The sequence below is a fragment of the Rhodococcus sp. NBC_00297 genome (assembly GCF_036173065.1).
Taxonomy (GTDB): domain Bacteria; phylum Actinomycetota; class Actinomycetes; order Mycobacteriales; family Mycobacteriaceae; genus Rhodococcoides.
The window spans coordinates 694,694-712,198 of record NZ_CP108041.1 but is presented as its reverse complement, the minus strand read 5'-3'; the positions used below and the strand labels follow the sequence as shown (position 1 = coordinate 712,198).

16 protein-coding genes are annotated in these 17,505 nt (G+C 70.0%); 9 read left to right on the top strand and 7 right to left on the bottom strand.

The features are described 5' to 3' along the window. Positions 1–6 precede the first annotated feature (6 nt). Positions 7–525: a PH domain-containing protein gene (locus OG947_RS03300; protein WP_027503881.1), complete on the bottom strand. Its 519-nt coding sequence runs from the start codon at positions 523–525 to the stop codon at positions 7–9. Between the two features lie 60 nt (positions 526–585). On the opposite strand from OG947_RS03300, the gene OG947_RS03295 reads away from it, so the two are divergent. The 9 genes from OG947_RS03295 to OG947_RS03255 are packed head-to-tail and all read left to right on the top strand — an operon-like array spanning position 586 to position 9,911. Then, positions 586–3,153, top strand: a complete 2,568-nt coding sequence (locus tag OG947_RS03295; RefSeq protein WP_328813960.1) for a bifunctional FO biosynthesis protein CofGH — start codon at positions 586–588, stop codon at positions 3,151–3,153. Beyond that, positions 3,150–3,977 carry a hypothetical protein gene (locus OG947_RS03290; RefSeq protein ID WP_155956891.1) on the top strand — a complete coding sequence of 276 codons (828 nt, stop codon included), beginning with the start codon at positions 3,150–3,152 and terminating at the stop codon, positions 3,975–3,977. Before OG947_RS03295 ends, OG947_RS03290 begins: the two co-directional genes overlap by 4 nt. A gap of 11 nt (positions 3,978–3,988) precedes the next feature. Next, positions 3,989–4,312 carry a ferredoxin gene (gene fdxA, locus OG947_RS03285; RefSeq protein ID WP_027503879.1) on the top strand — a complete coding sequence of 108 codons (324 nt, stop codon included), beginning with the start codon at positions 3,989–3,991 and terminating at the stop codon, positions 4,310–4,312. 53 nt (positions 4,313–4,365) lie between these two features. Further along, positions 4,366–5,454, top strand: coding sequence for a succinyldiaminopimelate transaminase (gene dapC / locus OG947_RS03280; RefSeq protein WP_222650504.1), 1,089 nt, complete (start codon positions 4,366–4,368; stop codon positions 5,452–5,454). Positions 5,455–5,462: 8 nt separating this feature from the next. Continuing rightward, a complete protein-coding gene (locus tag OG947_RS03275) occupies positions 5,463–6,002 on the top strand; it encodes a DUF6584 family protein (RefSeq protein WP_056447428.1) in 540 nt (179 codons plus the stop codon). Positions 6,003–6,058: 56 nt separating this feature from the next. Next, the gene (locus OG947_RS03270; protein WP_328813105.1) at positions 6,059–6,271 is read left to right on the top strand and encodes a hypothetical protein; all 213 of its coding nucleotides are present in this window, start codon (positions 6,059–6,061) and stop codon (positions 6,269–6,271) included. A gap of 13 nt (positions 6,272–6,284) precedes the next feature. Beyond that, the gene (locus OG947_RS03265; RefSeq protein ID WP_328813104.1) at positions 6,285–7,682 is read left to right on the top strand and encodes an acyl-CoA synthetase; all 1,398 of its coding nucleotides are present in this window, start codon (positions 6,285–6,287) and stop codon (positions 7,680–7,682) included. 11 nt (positions 7,683–7,693) lie between these two features. Beyond that, the gene (locus OG947_RS03260) at positions 7,694–8,710 is read left to right on the top strand and encodes an NADP-dependent oxidoreductase (RefSeq protein ID WP_222638168.1); all 1,017 of its coding nucleotides are present in this window, start codon (positions 7,694–7,696) and stop codon (positions 8,708–8,710) included. A gap of 16 nt (positions 8,711–8,726) precedes the next feature. Continuing rightward, positions 8,727–9,911: a lipase family alpha/beta hydrolase gene (locus OG947_RS03255; protein ID WP_328813103.1), complete on the top strand. Its 1,185-nt coding sequence runs from the start codon at positions 8,727–8,729 to the stop codon at positions 9,909–9,911. A 15-nt stretch (positions 9,912–9,926) separates the two neighbouring features. On the opposite strand, the gene OG947_RS03250 is transcribed toward OG947_RS03255, so the two are convergent. The 6 genes from OG947_RS03250 to OG947_RS03225 form a co-directional block, all read right to left on the bottom strand. Next, complete coding sequence (locus OG947_RS03250) at positions 9,927–11,738, bottom strand: ABC transporter ATP-binding protein (RefSeq protein ID WP_328813102.1); 1,812 nt, start codon at positions 11,736–11,738, stop codon at positions 9,927–9,929. Further along, positions 11,731–13,536 (bottom strand): ABC transporter ATP-binding protein, encoded by a 1,806-nt coding sequence (locus OG947_RS03245; RefSeq protein ID WP_328813101.1) that lies wholly within the window; start codon positions 13,534–13,536, stop codon positions 11,731–11,733. Before OG947_RS03245 ends, OG947_RS03250 begins: the two co-directional genes overlap by 8 nt. A gap of 90 nt (positions 13,537–13,626) precedes the next feature. Next, positions 13,627–14,613 (bottom strand): crotonase/enoyl-CoA hydratase family protein, encoded by a 987-nt coding sequence (locus OG947_RS03240; RefSeq protein ID WP_328813100.1) that lies wholly within the window; start codon positions 14,611–14,613, stop codon positions 13,627–13,629. Continuing rightward, the gene (locus OG947_RS03235) at positions 14,610–16,247 is read right to left on the bottom strand and encodes an acyl-CoA dehydrogenase family protein (protein WP_222650273.1); all 1,638 of its coding nucleotides are present in this window, start codon (positions 16,245–16,247) and stop codon (positions 14,610–14,612) included. Before OG947_RS03235 ends, OG947_RS03240 begins: the two co-directional genes overlap by 4 nt. Next, on the bottom strand, positions 16,244–16,867 hold the full coding sequence (locus OG947_RS03230) for a TetR/AcrR family transcriptional regulator (protein ID WP_222646052.1): 624 nt from the start codon (positions 16,865–16,867) through the stop codon (positions 16,244–16,246). The genes OG947_RS03235 and OG947_RS03230 overlap by 4 nt, the downstream gene beginning before the upstream one ends. Before the next feature lie 73 nt (positions 16,868–16,940). Then, positions 16,941–17,498 carry a GNAT family N-acetyltransferase gene (locus tag OG947_RS03225; protein ID WP_051612925.1) on the bottom strand — a complete coding sequence of 186 codons (558 nt, stop codon included), beginning with the start codon at positions 17,496–17,498 and terminating at the stop codon, positions 16,941–16,943. Positions 17,499–17,505: the final 7 nt, after the last annotated feature.

The following is a 17,505-nucleotide window of genomic DNA, read 5'->3' as shown; positions in this document are numbered from 1 at the left end:
CCTGCGTCACGTGGCGTCGCCTCGTGAGCGTGCGGCCGCCGCGGTGATGGCGGCGACGGTGCGATCGGCGGTCGCGAGGTCGAGCCCCGCGATCTCCAGAGCTCCCGCGGAGGACGCGGTCGTCACCGTCACGGTGGCCAGTCCGAGTGCCCGGTCGAGCGGCCCGCGCTCGGTGTCGACGGTCTGCACTCGGGACAGGGGAGCGATGCGCCGTTCCTGAGTCACCCAGCCGGTGCGCGTGTGGACGGCGGTGTCGCTCAGTTCCCAGCGGTGCACCCGATAGCGCCACTGCGGCGCGATGGTCACGTGCGCTCCCGCGAGGACCACCACGGCGACGGCAGCGGCCACCACGGGCGTCCAGGACGGGCGCTCGACGTTCACCGCGAGCACCACGGCCCACACGATCACGGCGACGACCACCGGGAGCCACAGCAGGGCGGCTGCCACGGCCCACAGAATCTTCGCCCGCGGATCGGGGCGATGCGCGGGATCGGTGAGGACCACACCGGGACTGTTGTCGGACACGTCGCATCACCCCTGCTGTGGCACGCCTCCGGCCGGAGGGCGCATGATCGAACGGTGACGATGTTGCCCGATCCGAGTACTCCCGCGCGCGCCGACACCCGAGTGACGCCTCCCGACAGCCCGGCACCGACCGCATCGGCGGTGCGGCGTGCGCTGCGCCGTGCCCGCGACGGTGTGGTGATCAGTGTCGACGAGGCGACCACGCTGCTGCACGCCCGCGGCGACGACCTGACCGATCTGTGCGCGTCCGCGGCGCGGGTGCGGGACGCGGGACTGCTCGCCGAGAACCGCCCCGGCACGGTGACCTACTCGCGCAAGGTGTTCATTCCCCTCACCCGGCTGTGCCGGGACACGTGCCACTACTGCACGTTCGTGACGGTCCCCGGCAAGCTGCGCGCCGAGGGGCACGGGATGTTCCTCGAGGCCGACGAGGTGCTCGACATCGCGCGGCGCGGTGCCGAACTGGGATGCAAGGAAGCGTTGTTCACGCTCGGCGACCGCCCCGAGGCTCGCTGGCCCGAGGCGCAGGAGTGGTTGGACGCGCGCGGCTACGACTCGACGCTGGACTACCTGCGGGCGATGTCGATCCGCGTGCTCGAGGAGACGGGTCTGCTCCCGCACCTCAATCCCGGAGTGATGAGCTGGGAGGAGATGTCGCGCCTCAAGCCGGTCGCGCCGTCGATGGGCATGATGCTCGAGACCACCTCGCGTCGACTGTTCGAGGAGAAGGGGCAGGCCCACTACGGCAGCCCCGACAAGGACCCCGAGGTGCGTCTGCGCGTGCTCACCGACGCCGGTCGTCTCACCGTTCCGTTCACCACCGGCATCCTCGTGGGCATCGGCGAGACGATCCGTGACCGCGCCGAGTCGATCATGGCGATCCGGAAGTCGCACAAGGCATTCGGTCACGTGCAGGAAGTGATCGTGCAGAACTTCCTGGCCAAGGACGACACCGCGATGCGGTCCGCACCCGATGCCGGCCTGGAGGAGTTCCTCGCCACCATCGCCGTGTCCCGCATCCTTCTCGGCCCGGCCATGCGCATCCAGGCGCCGCCGAATCTGGTGTCCGCGCAGGAGTGCGCGGCGTTGCTCGCCGCGGGCGTCGACGACTGGGGCGGTGTCTCGCCGCTCACCCCCGATCACGTCAATCCCGAGCGGCCGTGGCCGAACCTCGACACTCTCGCGCAGCTGTCCGCGGACGCCGGCTTCACGCTGACCGAACGCACGGCGGTGCAGCCGCGGTACGTCCTGGCGGGCTCACCGTGGATCGATCCGCGGATCTCGGCGCACGTGCGTGCGCTCGCCGACGACGCGACCGGGCTGGCGGTGCCCGAGACGATCCCGTCCGGTCTGCCGTGGCAGGAACCCGACGAGGTGTGGGAGTCCACCGGCCGCGTCGACCTCAACACCGGCATCGACACCGAGGGTCGCAACACCGAGACGCGCAGCGACATGGGCAGCGCGTTCGGCGACTGGGAGTCCATCCGCGAGCAGGTGGCGCACCTCGCGACCCTGGACAGCGTCGACCGCGACGTGGTCGCCGCCCTCCGCGCCGCGGAGAAGGATCCCGGCAACTGCACCGACGAGGAGTACCTGGCGCTGGCCACCGCCGAGGGTGCGGCGCTCGACGCGGTGACCGCCTTCGCCGATCAGCTGCGCCGCGACGTCGTCGGCGACGACGTCACGTACGTCGTGAACCGGAACATCAACTTCACCAACATCTGCTACACCGGGTGCCGCTTCTGCGCCTTCGCCCAACGCAAGGGCGACGCCGACGCGTTCTCGCTGTCGACCAGCGAGGTCGCCGACCGGGCCTGGGAGGCGCACGTCCTCGGCGCCACCGAGGTCTGCATGCAGGGCGGCATCGATCCGGAGCTGCCCGTGACCGGATACGCCGACCTGGTGCGCGCGGTGAAGGCGCGGGTGCCGTCGATGCACGTGCACGCCTTCTCGCCCATGGAGATCGTCAACGGGGCCTCGCGCGGTGGCCAGTCGGTGCGCGACTGGCTGACCGAACTGCGGGCGGCCGGGCTGGACACCATCCCCGGGACGGCGGCGGAGATCCTCGACGACGAGGTCCGCTGGGTGCTCACCAAGGGCAAGCTGCCCGCCCAGACGTGGATCGACGTCGTCACCACGGCGCACGAGGTGGGACTGCGGTCGAGCTCGACGATGATGTACGGCCACGTCGACAACCCCTCGCACTGGGTGGGACACCTGAACGTGCTCAAGCGGATCCAGGACCGCACCGGGGGTTTCACCGAGTTCGTGCCGCTGCCGTTCGTGCACCAGAGTTCGCCGCTGTACCTGGCGGGGGCGTCACGACCCGGACCGACGCAGCGCGACAACCGGGCCGTCCACGCACTGGCGCGGATCATGCTGCACGGCCGCATCTACAACATCCAGACGAGCTGGGTGAAACTCGGCGTGACGGGAACTCGGGTGATGCTGAACGGCGGCGCCAACGACCTGGGTGGCACGCTGATGGAGGAGACGATCTCGCGGATGGCGGGATCGCAGCACGGATCGGAGAAGACCGTCGAGGAACTACACGCGATCGCCGAGGGAATCGGACGACGCGCAGTCGAGCGCACCACCGCCTACGCAGACCGGACGGAAGCAGCATGAGCGCTGATCGATTGGGCGACGAGCGCGTCGCCGGAGTTCTCAAGGCCGCGGTGCGCGTGATCGTGCCGGTCCTCGAACTGCTCGCGGACCGTGACCCGCTCGGCCTCAAGAAGCGCACGTTCCGCGAGCAGGCGGACGCGAGCGGCACGAAGGTCGACGCGGCGCTGAACGCCGTCGCGTCGGTGTTCGACGCCGCCGACACACCGGGAACCAAGGCGTGGGAGTCGATGACCGTCGACCAGCGCGTCTCGTGGTGGGTCGGCCGCGTCGGCGGGATCGGCACCGTGGCGGTGGCGTTCCCCGGCATCTTCGGTGTACTCGCTCGCCGACTCCCGCTCGGCGACGTCCTCGGGTTCGCGAACCAGGCCATCGTCCTGGTGGCCGTCGCCCGCGAGTACGGCATCACCGAGCAGGACGAGCAGGTCCGCCTGCTGGCATCGGTGCTGTGCAACCGCGAGCTGCCGAAGGGTGCCAGCATCCACGCGCCCGAACCCGACGTCGACGGCGTCACGGACGACAGCCGTGTCACCGAGCCGTCCGGTCGCTTGTCCCGGTCCCCGTTCGCGTTGCTGTCGACCTTGTGGTCGGTCACCAAGATCCTCAAGGCCGTCACCGACGAATTGGACAAGCGGCCCCGCAGCCGTACCGTTTACAGATGGCTCGGTAACCTGCCCGTGGTCGGTGCGGTCGCCGGGTACTTCGGCGAGCGCGGCGCACTGTCCCGAGCTGCGAAGCTGGGGCGCCGGTGGGTCGAGCAGAACAGCACGTCCGCGTCGAACGCGTCCCCGCGGGGCCGCGACACGCTCAGAGTTCGGAAAGGCTAAGGAGAACCTCAGTGCCGTACACGATTGCTGAACCGTGCGTCGATGTCCTCGACAAGGCATGCATCGAGGAATGCCCTGTCGACTGCATCTACGAGGGTGGACGCATGCTCTACATCCAGCCCGACGAGTGCGTGGACTGCGGTGCCTGCGAGCCGGTGTGCCCCGTCGAGGCGATCTTCTACGAGGACGACGTCCCCGAGCAGTGGTCCGCCTACGTCAGCGCCAACGTCGACTTCTTCGACGAACTGGGCTCACCCGGTGGCGCGGCCAAGGTCGGCAAGACCGACTACGACCCGCCGTTCATCAAGGCTCTGCCCCCCATGGGTGAGAACTGAGCGTGACGGACGCACCCGTCGTCTCGCGTCGGTCGCCCGCTGTTCGTCGATCCGTGGCGAGCCTGTTGCCCGAGTTCCCGTGGGACACGCTGGCCGACGTCACCGCGCTGGCGCGGTCGCATCCGCACGGCATCGTGAACCTGTCCGTCGGTACGCCGGTGGACCCGGTCGCCGACGTCGTCCGTGACGCTCTCGCGGCGGCCTCCGCGCAGCCGGGGTACCCCACGACAGTGGGCACACCCGAGCTGCGGGCGGCCGCCGTCAGTGCGCTCGCACGCCGCTACGGCATCGGTGGGTTGGACGAACGCTCGATCCTGCCGGTGATCGGAACCAAGGAAGTCATCGCCTGGTTGCCGACCCTGCTCGCGCTCGGCCCGGACGATCTCGTCGTCATCCCGGAACTGGCGTACCCCACCTACGAGGTCGGGGCGCTGCTCGCGGGATGCCGCACACTGCGCGCGGACGGGGTGTCGCGTCTCGGTCCCGAACGCGCGTCGCTGATGTTCGTCAACTCGCCGTCCAATCCCAGTGGCCGGGTGCTCGGTGTCGCTCACCTGCGCAAGGTGGTCGAGTGGGCCCGCGAACGCGGCACGATCGTCGTGTCGGACGAGTGCTACCTCGGACTCACCTGGGAGGGACGCGCCGTCTCGATCCTCGACGACGAGGTGTGCGGCGGGGACACCACCGGCCTGCTGGCCGTGCACTCGCTGTCCAAGACGTCGAACCTCGCGAGCTACCGCGCCGGCTTCGTGGCCGGCGATCCCGCCCTGGTCGCGGAACTGCTCGCGGTCCGCAAGCACGCGGGCATGATGGTTCCCCTTCCGGTGCAGGCGGCCATGACCGCGGCGCTGAGCGACGACGAGCACGAGAACGTGCAACGCGAGCGTTACCGCGATCGTCGGACCGCGCTCGCCGCCGCCGTGGTGGCGGCCGGATTCACCATCGATCACTCCGAGGCCGGCCTGTACCTGTGGGCCACGCGCGGTGAACCGTGCCGGGACACCGTGCGCTGGTTCGCCGAACGCGGCATCCTCGTCGCTCCGGGGGAGTTCTACGGTCCCGACGGCGGCACCCACGTCCGCATCGCGCTGACGGCGACCGACGAGCGCATCGCCGCTGCCGTCGCCCGTCTCACGGTCTGAGCCCGGCCGTGGGAGCGCTCGACCGTGCGCAGGAGGATCTGGCCCGCGGGGAACCATGGAGTGCGCGCAAGCGCCTGACAGCGCTGCTGGATCAGGACGCCGCCTCGCAACCCGCGCTCGACCTCCTCGGCTACGCGTGCCTGGCGATGGACGACCCGGCCGGTGCCGGTGCGGCCTGGTTCCTCACCGATCGAGACGACGCCGACCCGCTGGTGCGGCACGCGCTCGACTCGTTCGTCGCCGCGTGCCCGACGCCGCTGGTGCTCGCGCGCCGGCTGCCCATCAACGCGCCGTCGCGGGCCTATCCGCCCCGCGTGCGCGAGCGGCTGGCCGTGCTCGAGTCGCGGGTGCGTGCCAGCGGCGAGGAGTGGGAGCCGCCCGGCGAGGTGCACTACTTCGCGCAGGAGGGCGTCGACGTCGAGGCGTTCGACGAGTGGTCGGACGCTCCCGCCGCGTCCCGGTCCGGTGTGAAGATGGTCGCCGCCGTCCTCGTGGTCGCCATGATCGGCACCGCGTCCATCGCGACCGTTCTCACCGTCTTCTTCTGACGACGCGCCGCCGCGAGGCCGAGGACGTGTCGGGGGCCGGTGGTACAGATGGAGTCATGAAGGATTCGCTGACCGGATGCGTCGAGTGTCTCGGCGCTCTCGACCACTGTCACGGCACGCTCGTCGTCCACCTGCACGGTGCGGTCGAGTGCACCGACGATGCCTGTGTTCTGCTGCACGCCGTCCGGCACACCCTCGCCGTCGACTGTTCCGCGGTCGCCGGGGGCTGCACGTGCATCGAGGTCACGGAGCAGCTGCGGGCGTCGTGAGAGACTGCTCGGTGTGCTGCTCCGGTCTCTGAACTCGTACGCGATCACCCACGGCGGCGACGTCGACGACGCGGTCACCGTCGGTGACGTCGTCCTCTCTCGAAGCGATCTGCTCGGAGCCGCCACGTCGGTGGCCGAGCGCATCATGGGCGTCGACCGGGTGGCCGTCCTCGCCGAACCGACCGCCCGCACCGTCGTCGCCGTGGTCGGTGCGCTCATCGCCGGAGTGGCCGTGGTGCCCGTGCCCCCGGACTCGGGGCCGACCGAATTCGACCACATCCTCGCGGACTCCGGTGCCCGTGGGTGGCTGGGTGTCGCGCCCGAGCACGACGGCGGTCTGCCCGTCGTCCCGGTCCGCATGCACGCACGGTCCTGGCACAGCTACGCGGAGCCGTCGGACGACGCGACCGGTCTCGTGCTCTACACCTCGGGAACCACGGGCCCTCCGAAGGGCGTGATCCTCAGCCGCGGTGCGCTCGCCGCCGGCATCGACGCGCTCGCCGAGGCGTGGGGGTGGACGGCGAACGACACTCTGGTGCACGGACTCCCGCTCTATCACGTGCATGGGCTCGTGCTGGGAGTCCTGGGTCCGCTGCGACTCGGCAGTCGAGTGATCCACACCGTCAAGCCCTCCGCGGAGCGGTACGCCGCGGCGCGGGGAACGATGTACTTCGGGGTTCCCACCGTGTGGTCGCGAGTGGCGGCCGACCCGGAGTCCGCCGCGGCGCTGTCGCACGCTCGGTTGTTGATCTCGGGCAGTGCCCCGCTGCCGGTGCCGGTGTTCGAGAAGATCGCCGCTCTCACGGGTCTCGAGCCGATCGAGCGCTACGGCATGAGCGAGACCCTCATCACGCTGAGTACGCGCGCCGACGGTGAGCGACGACCCGGTTGGGTCGGAGTTCCGGTGCGCGGCATCGAGACTCGGCTGCGCGGTGAGGACGGGTCGGAGGTCCCACGCGACGGGGAGTCCATCGGTTCGTTGGAGGTGCGCGGCCGGTTCTTCGACGGTTACCTGAACAAGCCGGAGGCCACCGCGGCCTGCTGGACGGACGACGGGTGGTTCCGGACGGGAGACGTCGCGGCGATCGACCCGGCGGGCTTCCATCGGATCGTCGGCCGGGAGTCGACGGACCTGATCAAGACCGGTGGGTACCGCGTCGGCGCGGGCGAGGTGGAGACGGCGATCCTCGGTGTTCCCGGAGTGCGTGAGGTGGCGGTCGTGGGACTGCCCGACGACGATCTCGGCCAGCGCATCGTGGCGTTCGTCGTGGGTGACGAGGTGGAGCCGCGAGCAGTCGTCGACTCTGTGGCACAACAGCTCTCGGTGCACAAGCGGCCGCGTGAGGTACGCGTGGTGGACTCGTTGCCGCGGAACGGGATGGGCAAGGTCCGCAAGAACCTGTTGGAGTAGCGTCGGGAGACATGACCTCCTCCACTCGCATCGTCCTGGCCTCTCGTCCCACCGGCGCACCCACTGCCGAGAACTTCCGGACCGAGACGGTCGATCTCCCCGAGGTCGGTGACGGTCAGGTCTCGCTGAAGACCCTGTACCTGTCGCTGGACCCGTACATGCGCGGCCGGATGAGCGACGCCGAGTCGTACGCGGAGCCCGTCGAGGTGGGCGACACGATGGTGGGCGCCACGGTCTCCGAGGTGATCGAGTCTCGAAGCGACGCCGTGTCGGTCGGCGCCGTGGTGCTCGGCTACACGGGGTGGCAGTCGCACGCGGTGGTCGACGCGTCGTCCGTGCGAGTGCTGGATCCGGAGAAGGCGCCCGTGTCCACCGCGCTGGGCGTGCTGGGGATGCCGGGCTTCACCGCGTACTCCGGCATGACGAAGATCGGGCAGCCGAAGCCGGGGGAGACCGTCGTGGTCGCAGCGGCCAGTGGGCCCGTCGGCTCGGCCGTCGGCCAGTTCGCGAAGATCAAGGGTGCGCGCGCCGTCGGCATCGCCGGCGGTCCCGAGAAGTGTGCGTACCTGATCGACGAGCTCGGCTTCGATGCCGCCGTCGATCACCGCGCCCCGGACTTCGAGGATCAGTTGAAGGCCGCGACTCCGGACGGCATCGACGTCTACTTCGAGAACGTGGGCGGCGCCGTCGCGAAGGCGGTGCTCCCGCGGCTCAACCTCTACGCACGCGTGCCGGTGTGCGGTCTCATCGCGCAGTACAACGACACGCAGGCACCGGAGGGTCCGGATCGGCTGCCCGGCTTCTTCACGCGCGTGCTGACGAAGAGCCTGACAATCCGCGGCTTCATCCAGAGCGAATTCGTCCCGGAGCTCTACAAGGACTTCCTGCGCGAGGTCGCCGAGTGGATCGACAACGGGTCGTTCCGCTACCGGGAAGACGTGGTCGAGGGTCTCGAGAACGCTCCCGACGCGTTCTTCGGGCTGCTCGAGGGCAAGAACTTCGGCAAGCTCGTCGTCAAGGTGGCGTGACGGTTAGAGTACACGTGTGCACTCGAATCGCGATCGGAACGAAGTAGCGGGCGCTGCCGACGTCGTGGCCACGGCCATCGACATCCTCAGCCGCCCTGTCCAGGGGACCCACCGCGCGATCAACGATGTGGTGTTCGGGGTACTGGGCCGTTCCGCGGCACCCGTGCGCATCCTGAACGAGGGCATCGCCGACCTGGTCTACGAGGCTGTGCGCGGGGGCGGTGTGGCGGCCGCCGAGGCTGTCACCGCGGTGTCCCGGCTGTTGCCCGAGGACCGCGTGTCCCACGCGGTCACGTCCACCGCGGCCGGATCGGTCGTGGTCGGCGCCGTCAACGGGCTGCTGGGCGACCGGCTCGCCGCCGAGGGCAACGACCTGACGGTGGAACTCGGGCCGCATCACGAGCGCCGCATCGTCGGGAACGACACCGCGATGCTGACCACCGCGTATCCGAAGGCCACGGGTCACGTCGCCGTGCTCGTACACGGGCTGGGGGAGACCGAGCAGGCCTGGTACTACCGCCACGACGGGCGGGGCAGTTACGGCGAGGCGCTGGCCGCGCACGGCATCAGCGCGGTCTGTCTGCGGTACAACACCGGCGCCGGGATCGAGGACAACGGGGCGGCACTGGCCGGCCTCCTCGACGAGCTGATCGCGGTCTGGCCCGTCCCTGTCCAGCGGATCGACCTCGTCGGGCACTCGATGGGCGGGCTCGTGGTGCGGCGTGCCTGTGCGGTCGAGGCGAGCAGGGCGACCTGGCTGCCGCTGGTGCGCACGGCCTGCTACCTGGGCACCCCGCACGAGGGCGCACCGCTCGCGACGGGCGTGTACCACCTCTCCCGTGCCCTGCGGAAGGTGCGGCAGACGGCGGTGTGGGCGGACCTGCTCGACGTCCGCAGCCGCGGCGTGGACGACCTCAGACTGGCCACGGACGTGGCGCTCGCCCCCGGGATCCGGCACGTCGCGGTCGCCGCCACCCTGGCCGCCGACGACACGGCCTGGTGGGCCGACGCCGTGGGAGACGGACTGGTGACGCTGCGCAGCGCACGGGGGCCGATGACGGAGTTGCACACGCTCGTCGGCACCGGGCACCTCGCGCTGCTGTCGGATCCGCGGGTGCTCGACGTCCTCACCGAACTCATGGCGGACGCGACACCGGCCGAGATCGACGACGTCACCGAGCCGGACGAGACGGTGGCCTGAGACCACCGTCCCGCGTCAGACCAGGCTCTCCTGCCACGCCGTGTTCAGGTGCGCGAACCTGCCGTCGCCGGCGACGAGGGCCTCCGGGGTGCCGTCCTCGACGATCCGTCCGTCGGCCATGACGAGAACGCGGTCCGCGATCGCGACCGTCGACAGGCGGTGCGCGATGATCAGTGCGGTCCGGCCGTGCAGGATCGTCTCGAGGGCGCGCTGGACCAGGCGCTCGCCGGGGATGTCGAGGCTGGACGTGGCCTCGTCGAGCACGATCACCGACGGTGCGGCGAGGAACACCCGCGCGAAGGCCACCAGCTGTCGCTGTCCGGAGGACAGACGTCCACCGCGCTTGCGCACGTCGGTGTCGATGCCCCGCGGCAGTGCGGCCAGGAACGGGGTGAGGCCCACGGCGTCGGCGGCCGCCCGCACCTCGTCGTCGGTCGCGGACGGTCGGCCGAGTCGGATGTTGTCCGCGATCGATCCGGAGAACAGGAACGATTCCTGCGTCACCATGACGACGTTGCGACGCAGGTCGTCGTCGGCCAGGTCGCGGAGATCGATGCCGTCGAGACGGATCCGGCCGTCCGTGGGGTCGTAGAACCGCGCGAGGAGCTTGGCCACCGTCGACTTGCCGGCACCGGTGGCGCCGACCATGGCGACCACCTGTCCGGCCGGCACGTGCAGCGAGAAGGGCTGCAGCACCAGCGCGTCCGCGGCGTAGCCGAACGAGACCTGGTCGAACTCCACATAGCCGGCCGCGATTCCGATCGGCACCGGGGTGGTGGGAGGCGCCACGGTCGGTTCCTCCTCGAGCACGCCCGAGATCTTCTCGAGCGCCGCCGCGGCCGACTGGTACGCGTTGAACACCTGCGCGAGTTCGTCGAGCGGCCCGTAGAAGCGGCGGAGGTACAGCACGTAGGCGGCGAGCACGCCGATGTCGAGGGCACCGCCGATGACCCGCATGCTGCCCACGACCACGATGACGGCGAGGGTGGCGTTGCCGATCCAGCGCACGATGCCGGTGTAGCTCGCCATTCCGCGCAGCGCAGTGGTGGTGGCGTCCCGGTACTCGGTGTCCTCCGCGAGCAGGATCGCGTCGTTGCGGCGCTCGCGGCGGAACACCTGGACGGCGCGGATGCCGACCATCGACTCGACGAAGTGCACCACGACGCGCGCGATGGACACCCGGGTGCGTCGGTAGGCGCGGCGTTGGCGGCGCTGCGACCAGCGTGTGATCAGTAGCAGCGGAACGAATCCCGCGAGCACGACGAGGGCCAGCGGAACGTCGAGCCAGAACAGGATGATCGCGATCGAGACCATCGACAGGATCGCGGTCAACGCATCGTTGAGCGCGCTCTCGAGAAGCGTCTGCAGTGATTCGACGTCGCTGGTCAGTCGCGAGATCACCTTGCCGGACGTGTACTTCTCGTGGAAGGACAGCGACAGTGCCTGCGCGTGGCGGAACACCCGCTCGCGCAGATCGAACAGGATGTCCTGGCTCAGGCGGCCCGAGACCATGAGGAACGCGTACGTGGTGGCGGCGCCGAGGAACCCGACCACGACGTATCCCGCCACGGTCCACACCAGCGGCGCCCATCGTCCGTCGACGGCAGCGGCGACGCCCGTGTCGAGAGCGTGGGCGATGAACAGCGGTCCCGCGACGAACGCCAGGTTGTCCAGGAAGATGATCGCCATCGCGAGGACCGTGCGGCGGCGGTGCGGACGGAGCAGCGAGAAGAGCAGTCGACGTGAGCGGCCGGCCAGGACGAGGTTGCCTGCCCGGTCCACGTCGGTGTCCTCACCGCCGACGCCGCGCCAGTCGGTGTCAGCCATGATCTCGCTCCGCTCCCGACATCGAGCCCATCACGTCGCGGTACGCCGCCGAGGTGGCGAGCAGGTGCTCGTGCGTCCCGGTCTCCATCACCGTGCCGTGGCCGAGGTGCACGACGCGATCCGCGAGCGCGGCGGTCGAGGGGCGGTGTGCCACCAGCACGGTCGTGGAGTGCGCGAGCACGGTGCGCAGCCTGCGCTGAACCGTCGCCTCGGTGTCCACGTCGAGTGCGGAGAGCGGATCGTCCAGCACGAGCACGCGGGGCCGGCCGAGCACCGCCCGCGCCAGCGCCAGTCGCTGGCGTTGACCGCCGGACAGGCTCAGTCCCTGCTCGCCGATCCGGGTGTCGAGGCCCCACGGCAGCTTCTCGACGAAATCCGTCGCGTGCGCGATTTCGAGTGCCTCCGCGACGTCCTCGTCCGTGGCGTCGGGGCGGCCCAGCGCGACGTTCTCGCGCACACTGGCCGAGAACAGCACCGGCTCCTCGAAGGCGACCGAGACCACCGAGCGCAGATCCGCCAGCCGCATCGACCGGACGTCGACACCGTCGAGAGTGATCGCGCCACCGTCGACGTCGAAGAGCCGAGGTATCAGCGTCGTCAGGACGGACTTCCCCGTTCCGGTGTTGCCGGCGAGAGCCACCGTCTCGCCCGGACGCACCTCGAACGTGACGTCGTGCAGGAGGTGGTCGGATGCGTCCGGGAATGCGAAGGAGACGTGGTCGACGCGGATGTGCCCCCGCACCGGGTCGGGCAGGGGAACGGGGGAGACCGGATCCACGATGGTGTCCGGGGTGTCCATGATCTCCCAGTACCGATCCGCCGCCGTCCGCGCGTTGTTCAGCTCGGCGAGCAGGAAACCGAAGGACTCGATCGGCCACAGCAGGAAGGCGACGATGGCCATGGTCGCCACCAGAGTTCCGGCCGTCAGGGTCCCCGTCACGATGGCGTACGTCCCGTAGGCGAGCATGCCGCCGACGGCCACCGGTGGCAGTCCGACGATGACGGTCCACAGGATCGCCAGGTACCGGACCTTGGTGAGCTCGGTCGTGCGGAGCGTCGCGGCCTGCGCGAGGAAGCGGCGTCCCAGGTGGGCGCTGCGGCCGAACGCCTTGAGCACCCGGATGCCGTGGATGGACTCCTCGACGGTGGTGGTGACGTCGCCGGCCTGGTCCTGGGCGTCGCGTGCGACGACGCGATAGAGCTCCTCGAACCGGACGCACGCCCACACCAGCGGAATCGCCACGACGAGCATGATGACGCCGAACTGCCATGCGCGGGAGAGCAGGACACCGAGACCCACGACGAGGGTCACCGCGTTGATGATGATGAACGGTCCGATGAAGGCGACGAAGCGGCGCAGCGCGGAGAGGTCGGAGATGGCGCGGGAGAGCAGTTGGCCCGATTCCCAGCTGTCGTGCGCGGCCACCGACACGTGCTGCAGTTTCGCGAACACGTGCGCGCGGGCCGTGATCTCGAACTGACTCGACGGCCCCGACACCAGGTAGCGACGGATCCAGATGCCGGCGGCATCGATCGTTCCCAGCAGCAGCACCAGCGCCGCAGGCCACCACACGCCGGCGACGTCGCCGCGGGTGATCGGGCCGTCGATGATGCTCTGGATGACGAGCGGGATCACCAGGCCGGTGAGCGTGGCGATCAGCGAGACCACGATGGACCCGACGAAGTACCAGCGATACGGCGCCAGGAACGGGGCGAAGCGGCGGAGCGACGAGGTCACCGTCGCGGAGGACGCCTCGACCGCACGTCTCGTTCCGCGATCGAGCACTCCGGTGGACACACACGACTCCTCACGTACCGCTCGACTGTCTCATCGAGCCGTACTCGGAGCCAACCGATTTGTCGCGGGGCCTGTTCCCCCGTTCTCACGTCACCTCCGCTTCGCGTCACCGAACGGTTCGTCGCGTTCCTGGACGGCCTGCCGGAATCCGACGGTGGCAGCGCGGGTCTGGAACGCGAAGCCCTCCCGGGTGTGCCGGGCGACGCCGTCGAAGACCGTGCTGATCATCGTGGAGGTGTGCACGCCGGAGCTGATCAACGCGCTGTTGAGCGCCAGCTTGACCATCATCAGCTGGTTGATCGGCATGCGCGCGATCCGTGCGACAAGTTCTTCGGTGCGGGCGTCGAGCTGATCCGCAGGCACCGATTCGACGGCGAGACCCCACTCCGCCGCCTGCGTCCCGGTGAGACAGTCACCGGTCAGGAGCAGTCGTTTGGCGCGCTGGTCGCCGAGGCGGTGTGCCCACATCCCGGCGGCGGGAACGCCCCAGACGCGGGTCGGCGGGTAGCCGATCCGCGTGTCGTCCGCACAGATGATCTGGTCGGCGTACAGCGCGATGTCGGTACCGCCGGCCACGGCGAAACCGTGCAGCTTGGCCACCACCGGCTTGTTCGCGTGCAGCAGGCTGGCGAATCCGCGGTTGAATCGGCTCATCATCGCGTAGTCGATCATCGGGTCCCACTGGCCCGACGGATCGTGGTTGCGGGCCTGGACGACGGGATCGAGAACCGTCCCCGTCGTGTCCACGGCCCCGCTGTCGCCCCGATCGAGATTCTCGGCGTAGATCGACAGGTCGTAGCCGCCGCAGAACCCCTTGCCGCGACCGGACAGCAGCATGACGTGTACTCGCGGATCGAGATCTGCCCGCTCGACGGCCGCCGCCAGTTCGACGGGGGTGTCCGCGGTGATGGCGTTGCCGTGCTCCGGTCGGTCGAAGGTGATCCGGGCGATCCGCCCGTCGACCTCGTAGGTGAGCGTCCGGAACGTCGGAGAGTCCTGCTGTGGAGTGCGGCCGGTGAAGGGGGAGTCGGCTCCCTCGTCCCACCCCTCCCGCCACGGGGCGGGTGCGTCGGTCACGCCGGAACCTTCGGCGTCGATCGCTCGATGATGGCGGCCGTGTCCACCCCGGTCGGCAGGGTGCCGTACACGCTGCCCCAGTCGCCGCCGAGTCGGCTCGTCGTGAACGCGTCGGCGACCGCGGGGTGGCCGTGCCGCACGAGCAGCGAGCCCTGCAGTGCCAGTGCCATCTCGCCGACGACGCGGCGTGCCCGCTGTTCGAGGGTGGCGATGTCGGTGAAGGAGTCCTTCAGCGACCGCACCGCGGCGTCGAGCGCCGCATCGGCTCCGCGGCAGCCGTCGAGCTCGTCGAAGAACACGGCGAGCGTCTCCGGCTGTCGTGCCACGGCGCGCAGGGTGTCGAGCGCCGCGACGTTGCCCGAACCCTCCCACACCGACAGCAGTGGAGCCTCCCGGTAGAGCCGCGGCATCCTCGACTCCTCCGCATACCCGTTGCCGCCCAGGCATTCCAGGGCCTCCGCCGCATGCGCCGGGCCGCGCTTGCACACCAGGTACTTGCTGACGGAGAGGCTGATGCGCCGCAGTGCGGCGGCACGCTCGTCGCCCGCAGCTGCCTGATCGGTGAGCGCGGCGAGCCACAGGGCGACGGTCGTCGACGCCTCGGACTCGATCGCGAGATCGGCCAGGACATTTCGCATGAGTGGCTGGTCGACGAGGTTCTTCCCGAACGCCTGCCGGTGCACCGCATGATGCACGGCCTGAGCGGTGCCCGCCCGCATTCCCGTGGCCGACCCCAGGGTGCAGTCGAGCCTCGTCATGTTGACCATCTCGATGATGGTCCGCACGCCGCGACCCTCGTCGCCGACGAGCCAGGCGGTCGCGTCGTCGTACTCCACCTCGCTCGAGGCGTTGGAATGGTTGCCCAGCTTGTCCTTCAGGCGCTGGATCGCCATGGCGTTGCGAGTGCCGTCCGGGAGGACGCGGGGCAGGAAGAAGCACGACAGGCCGCCGGGCGCCTGCGCGAGGACCAGCAGGACGTCCGACATCGGCGCCGACGTGAACCACTTGTGGCCGGTGATCCGGTACGAGCCGTCCGGCTGCGGCACGGCCGTCGTGCGGTTCGCCCGGACGTCGGAACCGCCCTGCTTCTCGGTCATGGACATGCCCGCGATCAGACCCGTCTTGGTCGCGGGAGGACGGTACGAGGGGTCGTACGTCGACGAGGTGAGCAGCGGTTCGTACAGCGCGGACAGTTCCGCGTTCGCTCGGAGTGCGGGAACGACGGCGTACGTCATGGAGATCGGGCACCCGTGCCCCGCGTCCACCGCGCCCCAGACGCTGAACTTCGCGGCACGGATCAGATGTGCGTGCGGTGACGGGTCGCGCCACGGCGCCCCGTGCATGCCGAATTCGACTGCCGTGCGCATCAATTCGTGGTACGCCGGGTCGTAGACCACCTCGTCGATGCGGTTCCCGTAGCGGTCGTGCGTGTGCAGGACGGGCGGATGCTCCTCGGCGAGATCGCCCCAGCGCTGCGCCTGCTCGCTCCCGGCCAGCCGACCGAGCCGGTGCAGCTCGTCGAGCGCGTCGTCGGCGCCCTCGCGGTGCAGGGCCTCCAGGACGACCGGGTGGTCGGCGACGTCGTGGCCGATGAGCGGCGGAACCTGATTGGTGACGGTGTGCGTGGGGGTCATGACGCTCTCCTGTCGGTCGGGGCGCCGAGGGCGCGGAGTGTGAAGGTCTCGAGTGCGGCGAGAACGCGAGCGTCGGCCTCGCCGCGGGCGAGTGGGACGACCAGTGCCTCGCCGATGGCGCCGACGATGCACGCCGCCGTCAGGGGCGCGTCCTGGTCCGGGAGTTCACCGGCCTCGACGGCGGCACGGATGGCGGCGGCGAACGCGTCCGCGAACGACTGCCGGAAGGCGAGACGCTCGGTGTCGACGAGGGCGTCGATGGGCTCGGCCAGCAGCGCGTACGCGAGAGTCGGTGCGCGACAGGCGCGATCGCAGAAGGTGCGGACCGAGGCGAGCAGGCTGTCGGTGTGGGTGCCGGTCGCGGCGGCGCGCACACCCGCCGCTGTCGCGGCGGCCACCTCGCGGCTGCAGGCGTCGCGGAAGACCTCGGCGAACAGTTCGCCCTTGCCGGGGAAGTAGCGGTAGACGGTGCCCACACCGATGCCGGCGCGGGCGGCCACGTCGGCCATCGAACATGCGGCGTACCCCCGCTCGGCCACGAGAGACAGTGCAGCGGTGACGATTCGAGATCGGGCGGCATCGAGCCGCTCCTGGACCGCAGCGGTCCGTCGGTACACCATGGCAAGAAGTGAACGCCCGTTCCGCACTGGTGTCAAGGACGGAACGGTGATTCACATGTTCGGGAGGGCAGGACTACCAGCGCGACCCGACGCGATTGTTGACCAGCAGCGTGCCGTCCGGATCGAGACGGGACTCGGGACGGAACACCATGACGGCGTCGTCCTCGTCGGGCGGTGTCGGCTCCTCCGTGTTGCCGATGCCGCCGAGCAGTCCGCGCCACAGCACCCAACCGCGCCGCTCGTAGAACCCGACGGCGTCGGGAAGGGAATTGAGCACGCCGACCACGTCGTCCGACTCGATCTGCTCCTCGATCGCGGCCATGAGCCGCGCACCCAGCCCGGTGCCCCGGAACTCCGGGTCCAGGGCGACGGCCTCGACGAAGCCGCCGTCGAACTCGTCGCCGCCGTGGTGGAGAAGGCGCGGCACCACGGCGGCATGACCGATGATGCGGTCGCCGTCGCGGAGGATCACGTGGGTACCGCCCAGGGCGTGCTGCCAGTCGTGCGGGGTGAAACGCTCGCCGAAGGCGCCGCGCACCAGCCCCTCGCACGTGTGGGCGTCCGCGTCACCCAGATCGTCGGTGATCACCGACTCGAGTCGCGGTTCCTGCTGTATCGCTTCCTGGCTCACGGTCCCC